Annotated in this window: 28 protein-coding genes; 1 reads left to right on the plus strand and 27 read right to left on the minus strand. The window is 67.3% G+C overall.

Translation table 11 applies throughout. From position 1 onward, the window contains the following. The 9 genes from ACFC14_RS01165 to ACFC14_RS01205 form a co-directional block, all read right to left on the minus strand. On the minus strand, window positions 1–930 hold the full coding sequence (locus ACFC14_RS01165) for a dihydrodipicolinate synthase family protein (RefSeq protein ID WP_376100682.1): 930 nt from the start codon (window positions 928–930) through the stop codon (window positions 1–3). 29 nt (window positions 931–959) lie between these two features. Continuing rightward, window positions 960–1,349, minus strand: coding sequence for a nuclear transport factor 2 family protein (locus tag ACFC14_RS01170; protein ID WP_376100684.1), 390 nt, complete (start codon window positions 1,347–1,349; stop codon window positions 960–962). Then, window positions 1,346–3,040, minus strand: a complete 1,695-nt coding sequence (locus ACFC14_RS01175) for a DUF885 domain-containing protein (protein WP_376100686.1) — start codon at window positions 3,038–3,040, stop codon at window positions 1,346–1,348. Before ACFC14_RS01175 ends, ACFC14_RS01170 begins: the two co-directional genes overlap by 4 nt. After that, a complete protein-coding gene (locus ACFC14_RS01180; RefSeq protein ID WP_376100688.1) occupies window positions 3,037–4,263 on the minus strand; it encodes an amidohydrolase family protein in 1,227 nt (408 codons plus the stop codon). The genes ACFC14_RS01175 and ACFC14_RS01180 overlap by 4 nt, the downstream gene beginning before the upstream one ends. Further along, the gene (locus tag ACFC14_RS01185) at window positions 4,260–5,096 is read right to left on the minus strand and encodes an ABC transporter ATP-binding protein (RefSeq protein ID WP_376100690.1); all 837 of its coding nucleotides are present in this window, start codon (window positions 5,094–5,096) and stop codon (window positions 4,260–4,262) included. Before ACFC14_RS01185 ends, ACFC14_RS01180 begins: the two co-directional genes overlap by 4 nt. Further along, entirely contained in the window at window positions 5,093–5,917 is an 825-nt protein-coding gene (locus ACFC14_RS01190; RefSeq protein WP_376100692.1) for an ABC transporter ATP-binding protein, read from the minus strand. Before ACFC14_RS01190 ends, ACFC14_RS01185 begins: the two co-directional genes overlap by 4 nt. Continuing rightward, the gene (locus tag ACFC14_RS01195; RefSeq protein WP_376100694.1) at window positions 5,914–6,819 is read right to left on the minus strand and encodes an ABC transporter permease; all 906 of its coding nucleotides are present in this window, start codon (window positions 6,817–6,819) and stop codon (window positions 5,914–5,916) included. The genes ACFC14_RS01190 and ACFC14_RS01195 overlap by 4 nt, the downstream gene beginning before the upstream one ends. Continuing rightward, window positions 6,816–7,838, minus strand: a complete 1,023-nt coding sequence (locus ACFC14_RS01200; protein WP_376100696.1) for an ABC transporter permease — start codon at window positions 7,836–7,838, stop codon at window positions 6,816–6,818. The genes ACFC14_RS01195 and ACFC14_RS01200 overlap by 4 nt, the downstream gene beginning before the upstream one ends. Before the next feature lie 80 nt (window positions 7,839–7,918). Then, complete coding sequence (locus ACFC14_RS01205; RefSeq protein WP_376100698.1) at window positions 7,919–9,517, minus strand: ABC transporter substrate-binding protein; 1,599 nt, start codon at window positions 9,515–9,517, stop codon at window positions 7,919–7,921. Window positions 9,518–9,693: 176 nt separating this feature from the next. Between ACFC14_RS01205 and ACFC14_RS01210 the strand changes: the two genes are divergently transcribed. After that, complete coding sequence (locus ACFC14_RS01210) at window positions 9,694–10,239, plus strand: helix-turn-helix domain-containing protein (protein WP_376100700.1); 546 nt, start codon at window positions 9,694–9,696, stop codon at window positions 10,237–10,239. Between the two features lie 88 nt (window positions 10,240–10,327). Here ACFC14_RS01210 and rplQ read toward each other — a convergent pair whose 3' ends face one another. From rplQ to rplX, 18 genes are all read right to left on the minus strand, one after another. Further along, entirely contained in the window at window positions 10,328–10,894 is a 567-nt protein-coding gene (rplQ, locus tag ACFC14_RS01215; RefSeq protein ID WP_376100702.1) for a 50S ribosomal protein L17, read from the minus strand. Between the two features lie 33 nt (window positions 10,895–10,927). Beyond that, the gene (locus ACFC14_RS01220) at window positions 10,928–11,917 is read right to left on the minus strand and encodes a DNA-directed RNA polymerase subunit alpha (protein WP_029260932.1); all 990 of its coding nucleotides are present in this window, start codon (window positions 11,915–11,917) and stop codon (window positions 10,928–10,930) included. Window positions 11,918–12,050: 133 nt separating this feature from the next. After that, entirely contained in the window at window positions 12,051–12,449 is a 399-nt protein-coding gene (gene rpsK / locus ACFC14_RS01225) for a 30S ribosomal protein S11 (protein WP_017829189.1), read from the minus strand. A 31-nt stretch (window positions 12,450–12,480) separates the two neighbouring features. Then, window positions 12,481–12,855 (minus strand): 30S ribosomal protein S13, encoded by a 375-nt coding sequence (gene rpsM, locus ACFC14_RS01230; protein WP_017829190.1) that lies wholly within the window; start codon window positions 12,853–12,855, stop codon window positions 12,481–12,483. A 178-nt stretch (window positions 12,856–13,033) separates the two neighbouring features. Next, window positions 13,034–13,150, minus strand: coding sequence for a 50S ribosomal protein L36 (rpmJ, locus tag ACFC14_RS01235; RefSeq protein WP_005050492.1), 117 nt, complete (start codon window positions 13,148–13,150; stop codon window positions 13,034–13,036). Between the two features lie 64 nt (window positions 13,151–13,214). Then, entirely contained in the window at window positions 13,215–13,436 is a 222-nt protein-coding gene (gene infA / locus ACFC14_RS01240; RefSeq protein ID WP_017201569.1) for a translation initiation factor IF-1, read from the minus strand. 165 nt (window positions 13,437–13,601) lie between these two features. Then, window positions 13,602–14,267, minus strand: coding sequence for a thioredoxin domain-containing protein (locus ACFC14_RS01245; protein WP_136041044.1), 666 nt, complete (start codon window positions 14,265–14,267; stop codon window positions 13,602–13,604). Beyond that, a complete protein-coding gene (gene map / locus ACFC14_RS01250) occupies window positions 14,267–15,118 on the minus strand; it encodes a type I methionyl aminopeptidase (RefSeq protein WP_376100706.1) in 852 nt (283 codons plus the stop codon). The genes ACFC14_RS01245 and map overlap by 1 nt, the downstream gene beginning before the upstream one ends. 1 nt (window position 15,119) lies before the next feature. Then, window positions 15,120–15,725, minus strand: a complete 606-nt coding sequence (locus ACFC14_RS01255; protein ID WP_136041046.1) for an adenylate kinase — start codon at window positions 15,723–15,725, stop codon at window positions 15,120–15,122. Then, window positions 15,722–17,044 (minus strand): preprotein translocase subunit SecY, encoded by a 1,323-nt coding sequence (gene secY / locus ACFC14_RS01260; protein ID WP_136041047.1) that lies wholly within the window; start codon window positions 17,042–17,044, stop codon window positions 15,722–15,724. The genes ACFC14_RS01255 and secY overlap by 4 nt, the downstream gene beginning before the upstream one ends. A gap of 182 nt (window positions 17,045–17,226) precedes the next feature. Then, a complete protein-coding gene (gene rplO, locus ACFC14_RS01265; protein ID WP_036302867.1) occupies window positions 17,227–17,862 on the minus strand; it encodes a 50S ribosomal protein L15 in 636 nt (211 codons plus the stop codon). Continuing rightward, window positions 17,862–18,047 (minus strand): 50S ribosomal protein L30, encoded by a 186-nt coding sequence (gene rpmD, locus ACFC14_RS01270; RefSeq protein ID WP_017201575.1) that lies wholly within the window; start codon window positions 18,045–18,047, stop codon window positions 17,862–17,864. Before rpmD ends, rplO begins: the two co-directional genes overlap by 1 nt. Then, a complete protein-coding gene (gene rpsE / locus ACFC14_RS01275) occupies window positions 18,047–18,739 on the minus strand; it encodes a 30S ribosomal protein S5 (RefSeq protein WP_372491805.1) in 693 nt (230 codons plus the stop codon). Before rpsE ends, rpmD begins: the two co-directional genes overlap by 1 nt. 20 nt (window positions 18,740–18,759) lie before the next feature. Continuing rightward, window positions 18,760–19,119 carry a 50S ribosomal protein L18 gene (rplR, locus tag ACFC14_RS01280; protein WP_029260926.1) on the minus strand — a complete coding sequence of 120 codons (360 nt, stop codon included), beginning with the start codon at window positions 19,117–19,119 and terminating at the stop codon, window positions 18,760–18,762. Between the two features lie 2 nt (window positions 19,120–19,121). Further along, window positions 19,122–19,658, minus strand: coding sequence for a 50S ribosomal protein L6 (rplF, locus tag ACFC14_RS01285; protein WP_029260925.1), 537 nt, complete (start codon window positions 19,656–19,658; stop codon window positions 19,122–19,124). Between the two features lie 6 nt (window positions 19,659–19,664). Further along, complete coding sequence (gene rpsH / locus ACFC14_RS01290; protein ID WP_029260924.1) at window positions 19,665–20,063, minus strand: 30S ribosomal protein S8; 399 nt, start codon at window positions 20,061–20,063, stop codon at window positions 19,665–19,667. Window positions 20,064–20,207: 144 nt separating this feature from the next. Beyond that, on the minus strand, window positions 20,208–20,798 hold the full coding sequence (rplE, locus tag ACFC14_RS01295; protein ID WP_029260923.1) for a 50S ribosomal protein L5: 591 nt from the start codon (window positions 20,796–20,798) through the stop codon (window positions 20,208–20,210). Next, complete coding sequence (gene rplX / locus ACFC14_RS01300) at window positions 20,798–21,157, minus strand: 50S ribosomal protein L24 (protein WP_017201582.1); 360 nt, start codon at window positions 21,155–21,157, stop codon at window positions 20,798–20,800. The genes rplE and rplX overlap by 1 nt, the downstream gene beginning before the upstream one ends. Window positions 21,158–21,159 lie beyond the last annotated feature (2 nt).

Consider the following 21,159-nt stretch of genomic DNA (forward strand, 5'->3'; position numbering starts at 1 on the left):
TCACGACAACGGCACGGTCGCGATGCCGAGCCCTTCCAGCGTCGTGCGGACGCGGTCGACCTGCTCCGTCGAGAGCTCGAGCAGCGGGCGGCGGACGTAGCCTGCCGGAACGCCCTGCAGGCGCAGAGCGGTCTTCATGATCGCCTGCTGGTTTCCGAACTGCGCACCGTAGTCGGGTCCGAACCAGCTGGTCATGACCACGCGATCGCGGGCGCCGAGTTCGATCGCCCGTGCCCGATCCCCCGCGGCGAGCGCGTCCCAGAAGCCGGGGTGGTCGTTGCCGAGCGGGGCTCCGGAGCCCATGAGGCCGTCGCCGTGGCCGAGCGTCGCGAGATCGGCGCCGAGCGCGTTGGTCGGAACCCCGAAGTATCGCACGCGATCCTCCACGAGATACATGGCGTCGAGGAACGCACGGAAGTCGCCGGTGGAGTTCTTGATCGCCACGACGTTCTCGATGTCGGCGAGTTCGCTCAGCAGATCGGGGCTCAGGTCGACGATGCAGCCGCGCGGCCAGTTGTACACGGTGATGGGAAGCGATGTGCCGTCGGAGACCTCCTGGTAGAAGGCCACGATCTCTTCGCGCGTCGGCACCATGTAGGGCGGCGGCGTCACGAGGATGCCGTCGAGCCCGGCCTCCTCCGCTGCTCGCGCGTGCCGGATCGCCTCGGCCGCCGTGAACGCGTTGCAGCCGCCGATCACGCGCATGCCCGCACGGAACCGGCCGCCGAGCACGAAGAGCTCTGCGCGTTCGGCTTCGGTCATGCTGAACCATTCGCCGGAGGTGCCGGCGAGGATCACTCCGTGCATGCCCTGCTCGGCCAGCCACTGCATCTGCCCCTTGAACGCGACGGGATCCAGCGCTCCCTCGCGCGTGAACGGGGTGGTGATCGCGGGGATGTACCCGTGCCAGTCGACGGTGTTGCGGTCCATCTGTCTCTCCTTGCTCCGACTCGGGCGACTCACTCGACCGGCATGTCCTGGGCGTGGTGATGCACGATCCGCCATCCGTCCGCGTCTCTGCGGACCACATCCGTGACGCGCACCACCTCGACCAGCGGCCCGCCCGCCGCAGGGCGCACCTCGAGCACGTAGCGGATCACCCCGGTGTCACCGAAGTCGTTCGTGACGATGCCCGTCGGCACGACGCTCGGCAGCGTCCGCCGGCGCTCCTCGGGGTCGGCGGCGGGTCCTCGCAGCTCGTCGAGTTCGGCGATGCCGTGCATGAGCGTCGGCCAGGGGGTTTCCCACACGGTCACGTCGTCGGCGAGGCGTGCGTCGAACGCGGCTCGGTCGGCGAGATCCTCGTACAGCGCGACGATGAAGCGCTCGAGCTCGGCAGTGGTGGTCATGCGTGTTCCTTCGTCAGGTCGTGCAGCAGGCGCTCGCGCAGTGGCGCGAGTCCCATCGGTCCGAGCGCGAGCGCCCGGGTGTGGAAGTTGAGTGTGGATGCGGTGCTCGCCGTGCGGGCCTCGGCCCAGAGCTTGGCGCCGACCTTGAACGCCAGCGCCTGGCCGGGCCAGCCGAGGTAGCGGTCCACCTCGAACCGTGCGGTCACGGGATCGACGAGGCCGTAGTGCACGAGGAAGTCGCGGGCGATCTTCGGCGTCCATGCCGTCTGGTCGGTGACCTCGTTGCGCCGCAGGGACCGGCCGGTGTGCAGCCCGATGTCGGCGACGATGCGCACGGTGCGCCACAGCTGGCCGAGCAGCATCCCCAGCCGTTCCGGCGCATCACGCAGCAGGCCCAGCTCATCCGACAGCGCCTCCGAGTAGTGCGCCCACCCTTCGGCATACCCGTGGATCTCGCACAGGTAGCGCTGCCAGGGGTGCAGAGACGTGTTGGCCCGGTTCACCGCGTGCTCGAGGTGGTGACCGGGGACGCCCTCGTGGTGGAGACTCGTGAGCTCCTGCCACGTCGGAACCGACGTGGCTCCGGCGGGAATCGTCCACACGATCTTGCTGCGCACCGAGCCGTCGGGCGCACCGGGCGTGTAGTAGACGACGCCCTTCGCGGCACGCGGTACGACGATGTCGACATCGCGCACGTCCGAGGGGAGAGCGAAAGCCGTGCCGTCGACCCGTTCCAGCGTCCAGTCCAGACGGTCGCGCAGCCAGCCGACGACATCGTCCGCGTCGACGCGGTGCGCGGCATCCTGCGCGAGTGACCGCGCGGCGACCGACACGTCAGCCGGCGCGCCGGTACCGAGGATCTCTCCGGCGACGCCGCGCGCCTTTCGCCACAGTCGATCGAGTTCTTGCCAGCCGTAGTCGTACACCTCGTCGAGGTCGAGCTCGGTGCCGAGGAAGCTCTGCGCGGTGGCGCGATAGACGCTCTCGCCCACGGCATCCTGCTGCGGCGCATGCGGAAGCAGCTCGTCCCGCAGCATGCGCTCGAAGCCCGCCATCGCGTCGGTCGCCGCGAGTGCCGCACGGTCCAGGGCGGCGCGGCGGGCGGAGGAGAGGTCTGTCGAGCGCAGGGAGCGGAAGTAGTCGACCCCGTCGGGGTCGATCCAGCCCGCGACCTGATCCGCGACCTCGAGCACCTGCCGTTCCGCGGCGATGCCGGTGCCGATGAAGTCGCCCCGCTCCCCCGCCGCTCGCGCCCACTTCAGGCGATCGTCGAGCTGGGCGAGTGCGTGGGGCACGGCCGCCAGACGGGTGATGACCTCGTCGCCGGCGGCATCGTCCGTGATGGTGACGTCGTCGAACGCCTCGCGCACCAGATGCACCGGTGTCGCCAGCGGAGCGAGCAGTCGCGCGGTGAAGCCGGTGTCGAACAGGGCGATGTCGCTGTCCATGCGCTCCCGGAGGGCCGCGTGCAACGCCGCATCCGCCGTCGTCGGCTCGACGGTCGCCAGGGCGTCGCGCGTGCGCGCGGCGAGCGCGCGGCGTTCGACCGCCCACTCGGCGCTCAGGTCGGGCAGTCGATCCTGCGCAGCGGCGCCGAGCGCCTGCGCTGCCGCCGGCTCGTGGTCGGCGAGTGTCGCCACGTATCCGTCGGCGATGGTCGTGGTCGGGGTGCCCGTGGTCGGTGTGCTCACCGTCCGGCCCGGTCGTCCCGCAGCACGGCGCCGCCCTGCATGACCCAGTCGATTCCGCGCAGCGCCGCCACATCCGCTGTCGGGTCCGCGTCCGTGGCGATGAAGTCCGCTCGCGCGCCGACCTCGACGACGCCGAGGTCATCGGCACCGAGCAGCTCCGCCGCGTACGAGGTGGCCGAGCGCATGACGTCCAGCGAGGTCATTCCCGCGTCGACCATGAACTCCATCTCGCGCACCGTCGCGGTCGTGCCGTCGAAGTCCGCGGCCGGGGGCATGTCGGTGCCCATGGCGATGCGCACCCCGCTCGCGATCGCGTTCTCGAGGCTCTCCCAGTGACGCGGACCCGCACCGAGCGCGCGCTCCTTCATCCAGGAGGGCACGCCCTGTGCGTCGAAGAACTCCTCGCAGCGGCTGACGGTGATGGTCGGCACGTACCAGACCCCGCGCTCGCTCATCAGATCGGTGACCTCGCGGGTCAGCTCGTAGCCGTGCTCGACGCAGTCCAGGCCGAGTTCGATGGCACGGCGCAGCGTCTCGGACGGCCCGACGTGCGCGGTGACCTTGCGGCCCCAGTCGTGCGCGGTCTGGATGACGGCGGCCATCTCGTCGTCGGTCAGCTGCGGGGTGTCGATCTGCTCGTGCTCTCCCGCGATCCCCCCGGAGATGCAGACCTTGATCAGGTCGGCTCCGTGGCGGATCTGCAGGCGCGTGAGCCGACGCAGGTCGTCGGCGCCGTCGCCCTCCAGCGCGTCGGACTCCCACCCGTGCCCACCGGTGCAGCACAGCGCGTGTCCGGCGGTGTACAGCCGTGGGCCCGCGACGATCCCGGCGTCGATGCCGCGGCGCAGAGCGAAGTCGAGGTAGCGGCTCTCGCCGACCAGCCGCGCGGTGGTGACGCCGGCGTGCAGGGTGCGTCGGGCGCTGTCGGCCATCACCAGCAGCAGGTCGGGGTCGCCCTTGGAGGCGATCTCCGCCCCGGCCGTCCCGGGAAGCGCGAGCCCCAGGTGCACGTGCATGTTGATCAGTCCCGGGCTGAGGACGCGTCCTGCCAGGTCGATCACGCGTGCGTCGCCGGCGTCCAGGGTGCCGGTGGCGCCGACCCCCGCGATCACTCCGTCGGCGTCGACGAGGACGTCGATTCCGTCCCGCAGGTGCTCCGAGCGTCCGTCGAAGATGCGGGCTCCGGTGAGGAGGACGCGGCGGTCCTCGGCGATGGTGATCATGCTTCTCCTCCCATGGCGGGGGCCGCACCGGCCTCCGCGAGGTCTTCTTCTCTGCCCGGCAGCCGCTTCGTCGGGCCGATCTCCGGGATGGCGTCGATGAGGCGCTGCGTGTAAGGGTGCTGCGAGTGCTGCCACAGCTGTTCGCTGGGCCCGCGCTCGATGATCTCACCCGCGTACATCACCGCGGTCTCGTCGGCGATCGCCCGCACCAGCGACAGGTCGTGCGAGATGAACAGCATCGCCATGCCGAGCTCGCGCACGAGGTTCTGCAGCAGCTCGACGATCTGCGCCGACGAGAAGGCGTCGAGGGCCGTGACCGGCTCATCGGCGACGACCACGCTGGGCTGGGCGGCGAGCGCACGGGCGATCGCGAGTCGCTGTCGCTGACCGCCGGAGAACTGGGCCGGGTAGCGGGAAGCGGCCGACTCGTCGAGCCCGACCAGCCGCAGCAGTCGCGAGACCTCGGCGGCGCGGGCGGATCGTTCCAGCGCGTCGGGGGCGCCGTCCAGCAGCTGCGCACCGATCGAGCGACGCGGGCTCAGCGAGGCGTACGGGTTCTGGAACACCATCTGCAGCCCGCGGTCGCGACTCGGGCGGCGGCGCATCGTGAGCGGATGCAGCGGCTCCCCGTCGAAGCGCACGGTGCCGGAGGTCGGACGGTCGATCCCGACGGCGACCCGGGCGAGCGACGACTTCCCGCATCCCGACTCCCCCACGAGGCCGACGATCTGCCCGCGTTCGACGGTCAGCGAGACACCCTTCACCGCGTGCACGGGCGGGGCTCCGCGCCGGCGGTGCGTGACGACGACGTCGTCGATCTCCAACGCGCTCATCGTGCGCCTCCTCGGTGGGTGCGCTGAGCGGCCAGCGACTGCGCCCTGGATGCGATCAGCGCACGGGTGTAGTCGTGCGACGGCGTGTTGAGGATCTCATTGGTCGGACCGTGCTCGACGACGGTGCCGTCCTTGAAGATGTAGGTGCGGTCGGCGATCGCGCTCATCACCCCGAGGTCGTGCGTGATGAACAGCATCGACACTCCCGTCTCTCGCGCCAGGCGGTCGAACAGGCGGAGGATGCCGGCCTGCACGGTGACGTCGAGCGCGGTCGTGGGTTCGTCGGCGATCAGCAGGCGGGGCTCGCACGCGAGCGCGATCGCGATGGCCGCACGCTGGCGCATGCCTCCGGAGAACTGGTGCGGGTACGCCGTGATCGCCTGATGCGGGTCGCGGATGCGCACGAGATCGAGCAGCTCGATCGCCCGCGCCTGTGCCTGCTTCTGGCTGACACCGGTGTGATGGACGAGGTGTTCGGTGATCTGCGTGCCGATCCGCAGCAGCGGGTGAAGTGCGGCGGTCGGATCCTGGAACACGATCGAGATGCGGTTGCCGCGCACCTCGTTGAGCTCCCGGGTGCTGAGGGTCAGCAGGTCGCGCCCCTCGAACAGGACCCGGCCGGAGGCGGTCGCCCCCTCGGGGAGGATGCCCATGACCGCCGAGGCCGTCATGCTCTTCCCGGAGCCGCTCTCGCCGGCGAGGCCGACGACCTCGCCCTGGCCGATCCGGATGCTCGTGTCGTGCACGAGCTCGATCTCGCCGTCCGGCGTCGGCATGACGACGGAGAGGTCTTCGATCGAGAGCAGCGTCGCGTCGCTCATCGCTTCCTCGCATTCCGTGAGCGCGGATCCAGGTAGTCCTGGACGGCGTCTCCCAGCAGGTTGAAGGCCATCACGATCGTGAGGATCGCGAGGCCCGGGAACAGGCTGATCCACCAGTTCCCGAGGTTCTGCGAGCCGAGGGCGATCATCGCACCCCATTCCGCTGCGGGGGGCCGGGGGCCGAGGCCGAGGAACGACAGCGCGGCGAGCATGAGGATGGCGTTGCCGAGCTCGATCGTCGCCATCACGAGCGCGGGGCCCGCACTGTTGGGAATGACGTCCTTGACGATGGACTTCAGGGTGGTCGATCCGAGCAGGCGTCCGGAGAAGACGTACTCCTGCTCGCGCACGCTGAGCACCGAGCTGCGGATGATCCGCGCGTACAGCGGCCAGGAGACGATCACGAGAGCGAGCACGGCGTTGCCGACGCTCGGCCCGAATGCCGCGGCCACCGCCATGGCGAGGATGATCTGCGGAAACGCCAGCACGAGGTCGGCCACCCGCATCAGCACGTTGTCCGCCGCCTTGCCGAAGTACCCGGCCGCGAGGCCGACGGTCCCGCCGACGAGCAGCGAGAACACGACGATCGCGAGGGCGAGCGGCAGCGAGAGCTGGGCGCCGTAGATCACTCGGCTCAGCACGTCGCGGCCGAGATCGTCCGTCCCCATCCAGTGGCCGGCCGACGGTGCGTCCAGGAACGGTCCGCTCGTCTCGAGCGGGTCGTACGGCGCGATGACCGGGGCGAGGAGCGCCGCGATGATCCACGCGGCGATCACGCCGACGGAGATCACCGTCACCGGCGTCCAGAACGAGGTGCGCGGGGTGAACCGGCGGCTGCGACGGAATCCACGACGGCGCGGTTCCTTCGCGACGGCGAGCCGGTCGGAGGACAGGATGGTCATTTCGCTCCGATCCGGGGGTCCACGATCGTGTAGAGCACGTCGACCAGGAGGTTGATCAGGGTGTAGACGACGGCGATGAACAGCGTGACGCCGAGGATCGCCTGAAGATCGAGCGAGAGTGCGCTCTTGTAGGCGTACTGGCCGAGCCCGGGCCACGACAGCACCTGCTCCACGAGCACGGCACCACCGAGCAGGGAGGCGAACATCAACCCGGTCACCGTCAGCACGGGCAGCAGACCCGCCTTGAAGACGTGCCGCCAGGTGATGGTCCGCGCCGGGAGCCCCTTCGCCGTGGCGGCGCGGATGTACTCGGCATCCAGCACCTCGATCATGGCGGAGCGGACGAAGCGCAGCAGGCCCGAGACGGTGAGCGCGGTGAGGATGCCGACGGGGAGGATGAGGTGCCAGACGGCGTCGGCGAACACATCCCACTGCCCGGCGAACACGGCATCCAGCGTGTACATGCCCGTCACGGTGGGCGGTGGGTCGTACTCGTTGCTCAGTCGCCCGCCGTTGGGGACGAGCCCGAGCGCGTAGAAGAAGACGTAGAGCGCGACGAGCGCGAGCCAGAACGGCGGAGTGGAGAGCCCGACGAGGGACGCACCGCGGATGCCGCCGTCGATGGCCGACCCCTTGCGGGTGGCGGCGATCATGCCCAGCGCCACGGCGATGACGATCGCGAGGATCATGGCGGGCAACGCCACCTCGAGCGTCGCGGGGATGTACTGCGCGAGGTCCTGGGTGATCGGGCGGTGTGTCTGCTGCGAGATCCCGAGATCACCCTGGAAGAGGTTCGCGATGTAGCGGCCGTACTGCACCCAGATGGGCTGGTCCAGCCCCCACTTCTGCTCGAACGCGGCGCGCAGCTCGGGGTCGTCGTAGGCCTGCTGCGACAGGTTCGCGGCGGCCGGATCCCCGGGGACGATGGTCATGAGCGCGAAGGTCACGACGGTGACCCCCCAGAGGAGGATGATCGCGCTGATCAGCCGGCGGCCGATCATCTGCAGGAGAGCTGGCATTGCTCGTTCGCCTTCGGTGAGGTGGTGAGAACCGGAGGTCGGCCGCCCGACAGGAGGGACAGGCGGCCGACCGCGGCGGACTACTTCGCGGAGATGGCCGCGAGGTCGACCGTCCAGCCTGCCGGCGTGTACGACGCACCGACCAGGTTCGAGGTGGCGACGACGATGCCGGCGTTGTTCGCGAGCACCACGAAGGGCGAAGTCTCGTTCATGACCTTCTGCCAGGCGACCATGGCCTCGGCGCGGCCTTCCGGCGTCACCTCGGCGTTCACGGCGTCGCTGGCCTCGACGGCGCGCGGGTCTGCGCGCTCCACGGTCCATCCCGCACGGGTCGAGGTCGAGGCGCCGGGCGCCATGTTGTTCACGAGCGAGTCCGCAGCCGGGTAGTTCAGGCTGTTCGGCGAGAAGTTGATCTCGTTCTTGCCCTCGGACTGCGACTGCAGGAAGACGTTGATCGGCTCGGGCTGGAGCTCGATCTCGATGCCGGCCTTCTTCGCGTCCTGCTGCACCTTCGTGACGATGGTGCCGAGGTCGACGCCACGGTACGTGATCGCCGGGTAGACGAGGTTCACCTTCGGCGAGGGGATGCCGGCCTCCTCGAGCAGCGACTTCGCCGCGTCGATGTCCTGCGGCTGCACCTCGGACTCGTCGAGCGCGCCGCCGAATGCCGGCGGGACCAGTCCGGCCGCGGCCGTCGCACCCTCGCCGAAGATCTCGGCGATGCCGGCGCCGTCCACGCTCGCACGCAGCGCCGCGAGGAATGCCGGGTTGGAGGTGATCTCCGAGACCGCGGGGTCCTGGTTCACGCTGAGGAAGTACGAGGTGTCTGCGACGCCGGAGACCTGAAGGTCGTCGGAGAGTTCGGCAGCCTGCGGTCCGGAGAGGTCGAGTGCGATCTCGTCGGCTTTGGCGCGGGAGATCGTGAGCTTCTGGTTCTGCACGTCGACGTTCTGCACGACCACGCGCGAGTAGGCCGGGGCGTCGCCCCAGTAGTCCTCGTTCGCCTCCAGCACGACCTTCGAGCTCGAGTCGTAGCTCTTGATCGTGTACGGGCCGGAGCCGAGGCTGACCTCGTCGAGCTGCGTGCCGATCGTGTCTGCGGATGCCGCATCGGCCGCGTCGGTCGCTCCGAGCTTCTCCGCCTCCGCGGCGTTCAGGATGCTCGCCGCCGGCATCGCGAGGACGACCGGGACGTTCGGGTTCGGGGTCGGGCTGGTGACGACGACGGTGTCCTCACCGTCTGCGGCGAAGGTGAGTCCCTCGACGGTCTGGGAGGAGGATCCCTTGAGGTTCTGCAGGCGGGTGAGGCTGAACACGACATCGTCCGCGGTCACCGCGGAGCCGTCGGCGAACGTGGCGTCCGGGTTCAGCGTGAAGGTCCAGGTCGTGCCGTCGTCGGACTGCTCCCACTCGCTGGCGAGCTCCGGCACGACGGTGGTGACGTCGGAGCCTTCGTATGTGACGAGCGTGTCGTACAGCGCGTGCACGATGATGTTGCCGGTCTGCTCGTAGACGAGTCCCGGGTCGAGGGTCTTCAGCACGAACGACGTGTCGACCGTGAGGGTCCCACCGCCGCCCGAGGCTGCATTGTTCGATGAAGCTGAACAACCGGCGAGCACGAGTGCGGCCACGGCGAGAGATGAGGCCAGTGCGAGGGGTTTCGCGAAGGATGAAGTCATCGTCGATCTTCCTGTGATCAAGGGGCAGGACGCAGTAGAGTTCTGGGAAGTTGGTCCGGTTGCTCGCGCGTTCGGGGGAACGGATCTCAATCTGATCGAGATTTTCAATCCGATTAAAAGATACAATCACATTGAAATCGAACATGCAACAGTCATCCGTTCGATCGAAAGGATCGATGAATCACGTGCTCGGCGAACGCCTCAAGTCCCTCAGGGCAGCGAAGGGCCTCACCCTCCGTCAGCTCTCCGACCTGTCCGGTCTCTCGGTCAGCATGCTCAGCCAGATCGAGAGCGGCTCCGCCGACCCGAGTCTCGGTTCGCTGCGAAAGCTCGCCCAGGTCTTCGAAGCCTCGATCGCCACGCTGTTCAGCGATCCCGATGCGCCGAATGTCTCGGTCAGCCGGCCGGGCGCCCGGCACCGTCTCAGCGGGTCCGACGCCGGCTTCGTCTACGAACGGCTCACCCCCGGGCGCGGCGACCTCGAGGTCCTCACCGCAGACATCCCCCCGGGCGCCGCGAGCTCCGCGCACCCCTGGGGCCACCCGTCGACCGAATGCGTCTTCGTGATCAGCGGGGAGCTCACCGTCGAGATCGCCGGGCAGACGTACGTGATCGTGGGCAGCGAGTCGATCACCTTCGATTCCCGCCAGCCCCATCGCTACATCAACGCCAGTGACGCGATGACCTCGATCGTCGTCTCCGTCACTCCCCCGTCACCCTGACCTCGACCCAATGCGGCTGCAAGCACCCGGACAACGAAGAAGCCCGCCACCCCGAATGGGGCGGCGGGCTTCTTCGTGAGCGAAGTGCTTACTCGGACTTCTTCTCGACAGCGTCCTCGGCGGCAGCCTCGGCTGCTTCACCCTCGGCCTGCGACTCGGCACCGGCGTCGGCGGCGTCCTCGGCGGGAGCCTCCTCAGCGGGGGTCTCCTCAGCAGGAGCATCCTCGGCGGGCTTCTCGGCCTTCTCGGCCTTCGGCGCAGCAGCAGCCTTCTTGGTCGACTTCGCCTTCGGGGTGACGGGCTCGAGAACGAGCTCGATCACGGCCATCGGAGCGTTGTCGCCCTTACGGTTGCCGACCTTCGTGATGCGGGTGTAGCCGCCCTCGCGCTCGGCGACGAGCGGTGCGATCTCGGAGAACAGGATGTGCACGACTTCCTTGTCACCGATGACCGACAGCACGCGACGACGCGCGTGCAGGTCGCCACGCTTGGCGAAGGTGATCAGACGCTCGGCGAGCGGACGAAGGCGCTTGGCCTTGGTCTCGGTCGTCTTGATCGACTTGTGGGTGTAGAGCGCCGCCGCGAGGTTGGCAAGCATGAGGCGCTCGTGTGCGGGGCCGCCTCCGAGGCGGGGACCCTTAGTGGGCTTGGGCATAATCGTCTAACTCCTGGTCAGAAAGGTCGGGTTTCAGAAGGACTCGTCTTCGCTGCCGCCGTAGAAGTGGGCGCCGTCGAAACCGGGCACCGAATCCTTGAGCGACAGACCGAGCGAGATGAGCTTGTCGCGCACCTCGTCGACCGACTTCTGGCCGAAATTGCGGATGTTCATGAGCTGCGTCTCCGAGAGGGCGACGAGCTCCGAAACAGTGTTGATGCCCTCACGCTTCAGGCAGTTGTACGAGCGGACCGACAGGTCGAGGTCTTCGATCGGCATCGACAGCTCGCTGGAGTTCACGGCCTCCACCGGCGCCGGGCCGATCTCGATGCCCTCGGCCTCGACGTTCAGCTCGCGGGCGAGACCGAACAGCTCGGTGAGCGTCTTCGCAGCCGAAGCGACGGCGTCGCGAGGGCTGATCGCCGACTTGGTCTCGACGTCGAGGACGAGCTTGTCGAAGTCGGTGCGCTCACCGGCACGAGTCGCCTCGACGCGGTAGCTGACCTTGAGGACCGGCGAGTAGATCGAGTCGATCGGGATCTGACCGGCCTCGGCGTACTCGTTGCGGTTCTGCGTCGCCGAGACGTAACCACGGCCACGCTCGATCGTGAGCTCGAGCTCGAACTTCGCGGTCTCGTTCAGCGTCGCGATGACGAGCTCGGGGTTCTGCACCTCGACACCGGCCGGAGCCGAGATGTCGGCGGCGGTGACCTCGCCCGAACCGGTCTTGCGCAGGTACGCCGTGATGGGCTCGTCGCGCTCCGAGGAGACGACCAGCTGCTTGATGTTGAGGATGATCTCGGTGACATCCTCCTTCACGCCGGGGATGGTGCTGAACTCGTGCAGCACGCCGTCGATGCGAACGCTGGTGACAGCAGCACCGGGGATCGACGACAGCAGGCTGCGGCGCAGCGCGTTGCCGATCGTGTAACCGAAGCCGGGCTCCAGAGGCTCGATGATGAACCGGCTACGGTTCTCGACGATCTTTTCCTCGGTCAGTGTGGGACGCTGTGCAATAAGCACTCTGTGTTCCTTTCGATCACATGCCCGCTATATGACATGTGGTGGGGTGAGGTTTTGAGTTGTGGAAGTCGATGCCCGTACGCGGGCGTCGAGCCGCTCGGACCACGAAGGGCCGAGCGGCTCGAGGCGCGTATCAGACGCGGCGGCGCTTCGGCGGACGGCAGCCGTTGTGCGCCTGGGGCGTGACGTCCTGGATCGAACCGACCTCGAGGCCTGCGGCCTGCAGCGAGCGGATCGCGGTCTCGCGGCCGGAGCCCGGACCCTTCACGAGGACGTCGACCTTCTTGACGCCGTGCTCCGCGGCCTGGCGGGCTGCGGACTCGGCAGCCATACCGGCGGCGTACGGGGTCGACTTGCGGGAGCCCTTGAAGCCCACGCCACCCGACGATGCCCAGGCGATGACAGCGCCGGACGGGTCGGTGATCGAGACGATCGTGTTGTTGAACGTCGACTTGATGTGGGCCTGGCCCAGCGCGATGTTCTTCTTTTCCTTGCGGCGCGGCTTGCGCGCGGCGGCCTTGGGTGCAGCCATGAAAGTGTTCTCCTAGTCCCTGGGGCCGCGCTTAGCGGGCCTTCTTCTTGCCTGCGACGGTGCGCTTCGGGCCCTTGCGGGTACGGGCGTTGGTCTTGGTGCGCTGACCACGGACCGGGAGACCACGACGGTGGCGGATGCCCTCGTAGGAGCCGATCTCGACCTTGCGGCGGATGTCTGCTGCAACCTCGCGGCGCAGGTCACCCTCCACCTTGTAGTTGCCTTCGATGTGGTCGCGGAGGGCGATCAGCTGGTCGTCGCTGAGGTCCTTCACGCGGATGCTCTCGTCGATCTCCGTCGCCTTGAGGATCTCGACCGAGCGGGTACGGCCGACGCCGTAGATGTAGGTAAGGGCGATCACCACGCGCTTGTCGCGCGGGATGTCAACGCCGGCAAGACGTGCCATGCGGTTCTCCTGGGTGTAGTGGAGGTATGGAACAGGATCGGTGCCCGGGCCTCCGCCCCGAGGTGTCCCTCGCTTGCGCGAGTTCTGATCCTGCCGTTGTGTTTTCAGTTATGAGATGTGCGTGAGCGATGCCGCGCAGCTCGGGCCCGTCGATCGGATCGGCGGGCCCGCCGGGGACTCAGCCCTGGCGCTGCTTGTGACGCGGGTTGCTCTTGCAGATCACCATGACGCGGCCGTGACGGCGGATCACCTTGCAGTGATCGCAGATGGGCTTGACGCTGGGGTTGACCTTCATGATGTTTCCTGTTCGCTGTCTTCGTACCGCCCCAGGCAGGGGCAGGCCGTTACTTCTCGACCGATCAGCGGTAGCGGTAGACGATACGGCCGCGGGTCAGGTCGTAGGGGCTGAGCTCCACGACCACACGGTCCTCGGGGATGATGCGGATGTAGTTCTGTCGCATCTTGCCGGAGATCGTTGCAAGGACCTTGTGTCCGTTGCTGAGCTCAACGCGGAACATCGCGTTGGGCAGAGCCTCGGAGATCACGCCCTCGATCTCGATGACACCGTCTTTCTTAGCCATAGCCTCGCTGACGCTTCTGCAGATCGGTCGATCTGCGGTGGGTGATTGGTTTGTGGTGCTGCGCCGACGGACACGCCGAATCAAGGCACAAAGCACCAAAGATCTATGTTAGACGCTCCGAAGCCATCCGGCAACTTGACCGCCCGCGGCGGGAGAGCCGTCGGATCAACCGATCAGCTTCTCCATCTCGGTGATCTCGCCGGCCTGCAGGTCGAGGCGCTTGCCGTTGACCTCGATGGTCGGCGTGCCCTTGATGTCATGGGCCTTCGCCTGCGCCGCTCCGAACTTGCGGTACGTCTCGTCCGTGATGCACGAGACCGCGTCGTCGGCGCCGACCTGCGATGCGAACTCGGCGAGCTGGTCGGTGGTGAGACCGGCGGAATTCTCTGCCGGCTGGTTCTCGAAGAGCGTCTTGGAGTAATCGAGGTAGAGGTCCGGGTTCGACTCCGCAACGCAGAATGCCGCGCCGGCGGAGCGGGACGAGTACTCGGTGCCCTGCGAGAAGCGGTCCAGAATCGCGATGGGGTGGTACTCGAGGGTGATACGACCATCGGCGGCAGCCGCTTCCAGCTGCTCCCCGTACTGCTCTTCGAAGCTGGCGCAGATCGGGCACTGGAAGTCGACGAACACCGCGACCGTGTCCTCGCCGTCGCCGAACGAGATCGCACCGGTCTCGGAATTGAACGTGTCGTTGGCCTTGGGTGCCGCACCGGGCGAAGTCGCCTGCTGGTTGAGGAACACCACGAGTCCACCGATCGCCACCAGCACCACGACCACGGCGATGGAGACGCCGATCGCGAACCAGTTGGTGTTGCTCTTCGCCGCTGCCATTACTTTCCGATCTCTCGAGGCTCGACTCCGAAGGGAGCGAGTCCGGCTCTTCCGCCATCGGGCGCAGTCAGCACCCAGATACCCCTATCATGCAGGGCGACGCTATGTTCCCAATGGGAGCCGTCTGTGCCGTCCACCGTCGTCACGGTCCAGTCGTCGTCCTCGATGAACGTCGAATCCCCACCCGCCGTGACCATGGGCTCGATCGCGAGCACCAGGCCCGGCTTGACCTCTTCGCCGCGGTCCGGCGTGCGGTAGTTGAAGACGCTCGGGGCTTCGTGCATCTTGCGCCCGATGCCGTGGCCGACGTACTCGCGGAGGATGCCGTACGGCTCCCCCGACACCGCCGAAGGCCCCTGGGCCTCGATGTAGTCCTGGATGGCCGCGCCGATCTCGTCGATCGACGACACAGACGCCATGGCGGCGATGCCTGCCCACATGGACCCCTCGGTCACACGGGAGAGCTCTTCGCGCTGTGCGACCAGCTCGGGCCGCTCCGGGTCGGGGACCACGACCGTGATCGCGCTGTCGCCGTTCCATCCCTTGAACTGCGCACCGCAGTCGACCGAGACGATGTCACCGGGCTGCAGCACCCGCTCACCCGGGATCCCGTGCACGACCTGCTCATTCACCGAGATGCACGTCGTGTGGTGGTAGCCGCGCACCAGCTGGAAGTTCGACTCCGCGCCGCGGGCCAGGATGGTGCTGTTCGCCATCGCGTCGAGCTCGAGCGTCGTGACGCCGGCCCTGATCAGCGGGCGGACCGCGTCGAGGGCCGCGGCGGTGATGAGCCCCGGCTCGACCATGGCGCTCAGCTGAGCCGGGGTCTTGTAGATCGACCGGCGGAACATCTCAGGAGGCGGAGGCCGCGAGGCGGAGGCCGCGAGCGGCCAGAGCCGCCGTGATCCGCTCGGTGACGTCGTCGAGAGCGCCGGTGCCGTCGATGCGGTCGACGATGCCCTTGGCGCCGTACACCTCGATGATCGGAGCGGTCTCACGCTCGTAGATGTCGAGACGGTGGCCGATGGCCTCAGGCGTGTCGTCTGAACGGCCCTGCTCGGTGGCACGGAGCGTGAGACGCTCGAGGCTCTCCTCGCGCGGGACGTCGAGGAGGATGACCGCGTCGAGCGACTCCCCCCGCTCCGCGAGGAACGACTCCAGGTGTGCGACCTGCGCGGTGTTGCGCGGGTACCCGTCGAGCAGGAACCCGTGCGCCGCATCTTCCTGCGACAGCCGATCGCGCACGATCTCGCTCGTCAGTTCATCCGGGACGAGGTCACCCTTGTCGAGGATCGCCGTGACCTGCTGGCCCAGCGGCGTCCCCTCCTTGATGTTCGCGCGGAAGATGTCACCGGTCGAGACGACCGGGATGCCGTAGGACTCGGCGATGCGCACGCCCTGCGTGCCCTTGCCGGAGCCCTGCGGGCCGACGATGAGAAGACGTGCGGATGCTGTCATCGGAGGAGCCCTTCATAGTGTCGCTGCTGCAGCTGCGCGTCGATCTGCTTGACCGTCTCGAGACCCACACCGACGATGATGAGGATCGAGGCGCCGCCGAACGGGAAGTTCTGGTTCGCGCCGACCGTGGCCAGTGCGATCAGCGGGATGAGCGCGATCAGACCGAGGTACAGCGAGCCCGGGAGCGTGATGCGGGTGAGCACGTAGTCGAGGTACTCGGCGGTCGGACGACCCGCACGGATGCCGGGGATGAACCCGCCGTACTTCTTCATGTTGTCCGCGACCTCGACCGGGTTGAACGTGATCGCCACGTAGAAGTAGGTGAAGCCGATGATCAAGAGGAAGTATGCGGCCATGTAGACCGGGCTGTTGCCCGTCGTGAAGTTCGCCGTGATCCAGCTGACCCACTCGGGCGGCGTGGATCCGTCCTGCGGGGTGTTGAACTGGGCGATGAGTGCCGGGATGTACAGCAGCGACGATGCGAAGATCACGGGGATCACACCCGCCATGTTCACCTTGATCGGGATGTACGTGTTGGTGCCGCCGTACGTGCGGCGGCCGACCATGCGCTTGGCGTACTGCACCGGGATCCGCCGCTGGGATTGCTCGACGAAGACGACGAGACCCATGACGACGATTCCGACCAGCAGCACGAGCAAGAAGACCTCGAAGCCCTTGGTCTGCCAGATGAGGCCCATGGCGCCGGGGAAGGTGGCGGCGATGGACGTGAAGATGAGCAGCGACATGCCGTTGCCGATGCCGCGCTCGGTGACGAGCTCGGCGAACCACATGATCAGACCGGTGCCGGCCGTCATCGTCATGATGATGAGCAGCTGCGCCCACCACACGTCGTTCGTCAGGAGCTGCTGGCAGGCGGCGAGATCGGTCGAACCGAAGAGCTGGCCGCTGCGCGCGACCGTCACGAGCGTCGTCGACTGGAGCAGCGCGAGCGCGATGGTGAGGTAGCGCGTGTACTGGGTCAGACGGGCCTGACCGGCCTGACCTTCCTTGTGCAGCGCCTCGAAGTGCGGGATGACCACGCGGAGCAGCTGCGTGATGATCGTCGCCGTGATGTACGGCATGACGCCGAGGGCGAAGATCGACAGCTGCAGCAGCGCACCGCCGGAGAAGAGGTTGACCAGTCCGAGCAGGCCGTCGGTGCCCGCGTTCGCCGCAAGGCACTCCTCGACGTTCGGGAAGTTCACGAACGGCGCGGGGACGTTGGAGCCGAGACGGTAGATCGCGATGATGGCGAGGGTGAAACCGATCTTCCGACGCAGGTCCGGGGTGCGGAAGATCCGCGCGATGGCGCTAAACAAGGACGTTCCTCCTGAAAAGTTGCCGATTCCCGAAGGACGGCTGAAAGACCAGGGTAACGCAATCCGGGGTTCCCGGAATTCGTCACCGATACCAGGCCCGCCGGATGCGGCCCCAGAGCGAGGTCTCGGAGTGTGAAACGACGAGAGGGGCCGGAGAATCTCCGGCCCCTCTCATTGTGCGGTTACTTGACGGATCCGCCGGCCGCGACGATCTTCTGCTCGGCAGAACCCGAGACCTTGTCGACCGAAACGGTGAGCTTCACGGCGATGTCGCCGTTTCCGAGAACCTTGACCTTCTCGTTCTTGCGAACGGCCCCCTTGGCGACCAGGTCGCCGATGGTGACATCGCCACCCTTGGGGTACAGCTCCGCGAGCTTCTCCAGGTTCACGACCTGGTACTCGACGCGGAACGGGTTCTTGAACCCGCGCAGCTTCGGGGTGCGCATGTGCAGCGGCATCTGCCCACCCTCGAAGCCGACGCGAACGGTGTTGCGCGCCTTGGTGCCCTTGGTACCACGGCCCGCGGTCTTGCCCTTGGAGCCCTCACCACGGCCGACGCGAGTCTTGGCGGTGTTGGATCCGGGGACCGGACGCAGGTGGTGGACCTTCAGCACGCCGGGGCGGGATGCCGGAGCATCCTTCGCGGGCGCAGCCTTCTTGGCAGCCGGCTTCTTGGCCGGAGCGTCAGCCTTGGCGGCGGACGCAGCGGTCTTGGCCGGAGCCTTCTTCGCAGCGGGCTTCTTCTCAGCGGCAGCCTTGGGAGCTGCTGCCTTCTTCGGGGCCTTCTCGGCCTCGACGGCCTCGTTCTTCTCAGCCATTAGTCGATCTCCTCAACCTTGACGAGGTGTGCGACGGTCTTGACGTAACCGCGCGTCTGCGCGTCGTCGGGGCGGACGGTGGTGTCACCGATCCGCTTGAGACCGAGGCTGCGCAGCGTGTCACGCTGGTTCTGCTTCTCGCTCACCTTGGACTTGATCTGCGTGACCTTCAGTCGCGCGGCCATCAGGCACCTACCTTCTGTGCGGCGATGGCCTCGGCCTCTGCACGCACGAGGCGGGCAGGGGCGACCTGGTCGAACTCGAGGCCACGACGCGCGGCGACCGCACGGGGCTCCTCGAGCTGCTTCAGGGCGGCGACCGTCGCGTGCACGATGTTGATCGTGTTCGACGAGCCGAGCGACTTCGACAGCACGTCGTGGATACCGGCGCACTCGAGCACGGCGCGGACCGGACCACCGGCGATGACACCGGTACCGGCAGCGGCCGGGCGGAGCAGGACCACACCAGCGGCGGCCTCACCCTGCACGGGGTGCGGGATGGTGCTGCCGACGCGCGGAACGCGGAAGAAGTTGCGCTTGGCCTCTTCGACACCCTTCGAGATCGCCAGGGGGACCTCTCGGGCCTTGCCGTAGCCGACGCCGACCAGACCGTTGCCGTCACCGACGACCACGAGGGCGGTGAAGCTGAAGCGACGACCACCCTTCACGACCTTCGAGACGCGGTTGATGGTGACGACGCGCTCCAGGAACTGGTTGTCGCCACGGTCACGTGAGTTGCGGTCACGACCGCCGCCCTGGTTGCGATCGCGACCGCCACCGCGGCGGCCTTCGCGAGCAGGCTCAGCCTGGGTCGTGCCGGCGGCCGTCTCAGAGACGACAGCAGCCGCCTCGGGAGCGGCAGCAGCCGTTTCGGTCACTTCGTTCTCCTTGTTGTCACTCACAGTGCCAGACCCCCCTCGCGGGCGCCGTCGGCGATGGCGGCGACACGACCGGCGTAGCGGTTGCCGCCACGGTCGAACACTGCCTCGGAAACGCCGGCAGCCTTCGCACGCTCGGCGAGGAGCTCGCCGACCTTGCGGGCCTTGGCGGTCTTGTCACCCTCGAGCGAGCGCAGGTCGGTCTCGAGCGTCGATGCCGACGCGACGGTGTGACCCTTGCTGTCGTCGACCAGCTGCACGAAGACGTGGCGGGCCGAGCGGTTGACGACGAGGCGCGGACGCACCTCGGTGCCGACGACCTTCTTGCGAAGGCGGGCGTGACGACGCGCGCGGGCGTCAGACTTTGACTTGAGAGCCATGGTTACTTACCACTCTTTCCGGCCTTGCGACGCACGTTCTCGCCGGCGTAGCGCACACCCTTGCCCTTGTACGGCTCGGGCTTGCGGATCTTGCGGATGTTGGCAGCTGCCTCGCCGACAGCCTGCTTGTCGATCCCGCTGACGGTGAGCTTGGTGGTGCCCTCGACCGTGAGCGTGATGCCGGCGGGCGGGTCGATCAGAACCGGGTGCGAGAAGCCGAGGGCGAACTCGACCGAGCTCCCCTTCTGCTGAACGCGGTAACCGGTACCGACGACCTCGAGACCCTTGGTGTAGCCCTGGGTCACGCCGATGATGTTGTTGTTGATGAGCGTGCGGGTCAGGCCGTGAAGCGACCGCGACTCGCGCTCGTCGTCGGGACGGGAGACCAGAACCTGGTTCTCCTCGACCGCGACCTCGATGGGGTTGGCGACCGTCAGGGTGAGCTCACCCTTGGGGCCCTTCACCGAGACCACGCGGCCTGCGACCGAAACGGTCACGCCCGCGGGAACGTCGATGGGAAGTCGTCCAATACGCGACATTTCGAATTACCACACGTAGGCGAGAACTTCTCCGCCCACGCCCTTCTGCTCAGCCTGACGGTCGGTGAGAAGACCGGAGGAGGTGGACAGGATGGCCACGCCGAGACCGCCGAGGACCGTGGGGAGCTCGGTGGACTTCGCGTAGACGCGGAGACCGGGCTTCGAGACGCGCTTGATACCAGCGATCGAGCGCTCACGGTTGGGGCCGTACTTCAGCGTCAGCGTGAGGTTCTGTCCGACGCGTGCGTCAGAGGTCTCCCAGCCGGCGATGTAGCCCTCCTGCTGGAGGATCTGAGCGATGTTCGTCTTGAGCTTGCTCGACGGCAGGGTCACGGAATCGTGGTGCGCCGAGTTCGCGTTACGCAGACGGGTCAGCAGATCTGCGACCGGGTCTGTCATTGTCATTGTTGTTTTCCTTTGTTCATGAGGTTCCGGCTGCCGTTACACGACAGACGGCCTGCGATGACACGCAATCTTCAATTGTAGGTGCATGTCGGCGAGTGCTTCGACAGGCTCAGCAACCCGTGGGTCCCTGAGCCTGTCGAAAGGTCACGCCTGTGCGTCTTCCGAGCGGAACGGGAAGCCGAGGTGACGGAGCAGCGCCCGACCCTCGTCATCCGTCTTCGCGGTGGTGACGACGGTGATGTCGAAACCGCGAACCCGGTCGATCTTGTCCTGATCGATCTCGTGGAACACGCTCTGCTCCTGGAGACCGAAGGTGTAGTTGCCGTTGCCGTCGAACTGCTTGCCCGAGAGACCGCGGAAGTCGCGGATACGGGGCAGTGCCAGCGAGACGAGACGATCCACGAACTCCCACGCGCGGTCACCGCGGAGGGTGACGTGCGCGCCGATGGCCTGGCCCTCACGCAGCTTGAACTGCGCGATGGACTTGCGGGCCTTCGTGACGATCGGCTTCTGGCCGGTGATCTTGGTGAGGTCGTCGACCGCACCATCGATCACCTTGCTGTCGCGAGCTGCCTCGCCGACACCGGTGTTCACGACGACCTTGACCAGTCCGGGGATCTGCATGACGTTCGCGTAACCGAACTCGTCCTGCAGAGCCTTCTTGATCTCGCTGTTGTACTTCTGCTTCAGGCGCGGCTGGATCTTGCCAGCCGGCGCGGCAGTGTCGGTGCTCATCAGAGGTCCTTACCGCTCTTCTTCGCGTACCGCACGCGGACGGTGCGCTTGACGCCGTCCTTGGTCTGCTCCTCGACCCGGTGGCCGACCTTGGTCGGCTTCTTGGTCGAGGGGTCGACGAGTGCGACGTTCGAGATGTGGATGGAGGCTTCGACGGTCTCGAGGCCTCCGGTCTTGGTGCCACGCTGCGTCTGTCCGACGCGGGTGTGCTTGGTGACGTAGTTCACGCCTTCGACGATCACGCGGTTCTTGTCGGCGAGGACGTCGAGGACCTTGCCCTGCTTGCCACGGTCGCCGCCACGCTCCTGCGTGGCACCGGTGATGACCTGAACCAGGTCACCCTTCTTGATCTTCGCCATGA

Source organism: Microbacterium sp. NPDC055988, assembly GCF_042269505.1.
GTDB lineage: Bacteria > Actinomycetota > Actinomycetes > Actinomycetales > Microbacteriaceae > Microbacterium.

Excerpts from the sequence above, each read along its gene's own strand:
- ACFC14_RS01165 (WP_376100682.1), bottom strand. The coding sequence starts at position 930 with ATGGACCGCAACACCGTCGACTGGCACGGGTACATCCCCGCGATCACC.
- ACFC14_RS01170 (WP_376100684.1), bottom strand. The coding sequence starts at position 1,349 with ATGACCACCACTGCCGAGCTCGAGCGCTTCATCGTCGCGCTGTACGAG.
- ACFC14_RS01180 (WP_376100688.1), bottom strand. The coding sequence starts at position 4,263 with ATGATCACCATCGCCGAGGACCGCCGCGTCCTCCTCACCGGAGCCCGC.
- ACFC14_RS01185 (WP_376100690.1), bottom strand. The coding sequence starts at position 5,096 with ATGAGCGCGTTGGAGATCGACGACGTCGTCGTCACGCACCGCCGGCGC.
- ACFC14_RS01190 (WP_376100692.1), bottom strand. The coding sequence starts at position 5,917 with ATGAGCGACGCGACGCTGCTCTCGATCGAAGACCTCTCCGTCGTCATG.
- ACFC14_RS01195 (WP_376100694.1), bottom strand. The coding sequence starts at position 6,819 with ATGACCATCCTGTCCTCCGACCGGCTCGCCGTCGCGAAGGAACCGCGC.
- ACFC14_RS01200 (WP_376100696.1), bottom strand. The coding sequence starts at position 7,838 with ATGCCAGCTCTCCTGCAGATGATCGGCCGCCGGCTGATCAGCGCGATC.
- ACFC14_RS01205 (WP_376100698.1), bottom strand. The coding sequence starts at position 9,517 with ATGACTTCATCCTTCGCGAAACCCCTCGCACTGGCCTCATCTCTCGCC.
- ACFC14_RS01210 (WP_376100700.1), top strand. The coding sequence starts at position 9,694 with ATGAATCACGTGCTCGGCGAACGCCTCAAGTCCCTCAGGGCAGCGAAG.
- rplQ (WP_376100702.1), bottom strand. The coding sequence starts at position 10,894 with ATGCCCAAGCCCACTAAGGGTCCCCGCCTCGGAGGCGGCCCCGCACAC.
- rpsK (WP_017829189.1), bottom strand. The coding sequence starts at position 12,449 with ATGGCTGCACCCAAGGCCGCCGCGCGCAAGCCGCGCCGCAAGGAAAAG.
- rpsM (WP_017829190.1), bottom strand. The coding sequence starts at position 12,855 with ATGGCACGTCTTGCCGGCGTTGACATCCCGCGCGACAAGCGCGTGGTG.
- rpmJ (WP_005050492.1), bottom strand. The coding sequence starts at position 13,150 with ATGAAGGTCAACCCCAGCGTCAAGCCCATCTGCGATCACTGCAAGGTG.
- infA (WP_017201569.1), bottom strand. The coding sequence starts at position 13,436 with ATGGCTAAGAAAGACGGTGTCATCGAGATCGAGGGCGTGATCTCCGAG.
- ACFC14_RS01245 (WP_136041044.1), bottom strand. The coding sequence starts at position 14,267 with ATGGCAGCGGCGAAGAGCAACACCAACTGGTTCGCGATCGGCGTCTCC.
- map (WP_376100706.1), bottom strand. The coding sequence starts at position 15,118 with ATGTTCCGCCGGTCGATCTACAAGACCCCGGCTCAGCTGAGCGCCATG.
- ACFC14_RS01255 (WP_136041046.1), bottom strand. The coding sequence starts at position 15,725 with ATGACAGCATCCGCACGTCTTCTCATCGTCGGCCCGCAGGGCTCCGGC.
- rplO (WP_036302867.1), bottom strand. The coding sequence starts at position 17,862 with ATGGCTGAGAAGAACGAGGCCGTCGAGGCCGAGAAGGCCCCGAAGAAG.
- rpmD (WP_017201575.1), bottom strand. The coding sequence starts at position 18,047 with ATGGCCGCGCGACTGAAGGTCACGCAGATCAAGTCCAAGGTGAGCGAG.
- rplR (WP_029260926.1), bottom strand. The coding sequence starts at position 19,119 with ATGGCTCTCAAGTCAAAGTCTGACGCCCGCGCGCGTCGTCACGCCCGC.
- rplF (WP_029260925.1), bottom strand. The coding sequence starts at position 19,658 with ATGTCGCGTATTGGACGACTTCCCATCGACGTTCCCGCGGGCGTGACC.
- rpsH (WP_029260924.1), bottom strand. The coding sequence starts at position 20,063 with ATGACAATGACAGACCCGGTCGCAGATCTGCTGACCCGTCTGCGTAAC.
- rplE (WP_029260923.1), bottom strand. The coding sequence starts at position 20,798 with ATGAGCACCGACACTGCCGCGCCGGCTGGCAAGATCCAGCCGCGCCTG.
- rplX (WP_017201582.1), bottom strand. The coding sequence starts at position 21,157 with ATGGCGAAGATCAAGAAGGGTGACCTGGTTCAGGTCATCACCGGTGCC.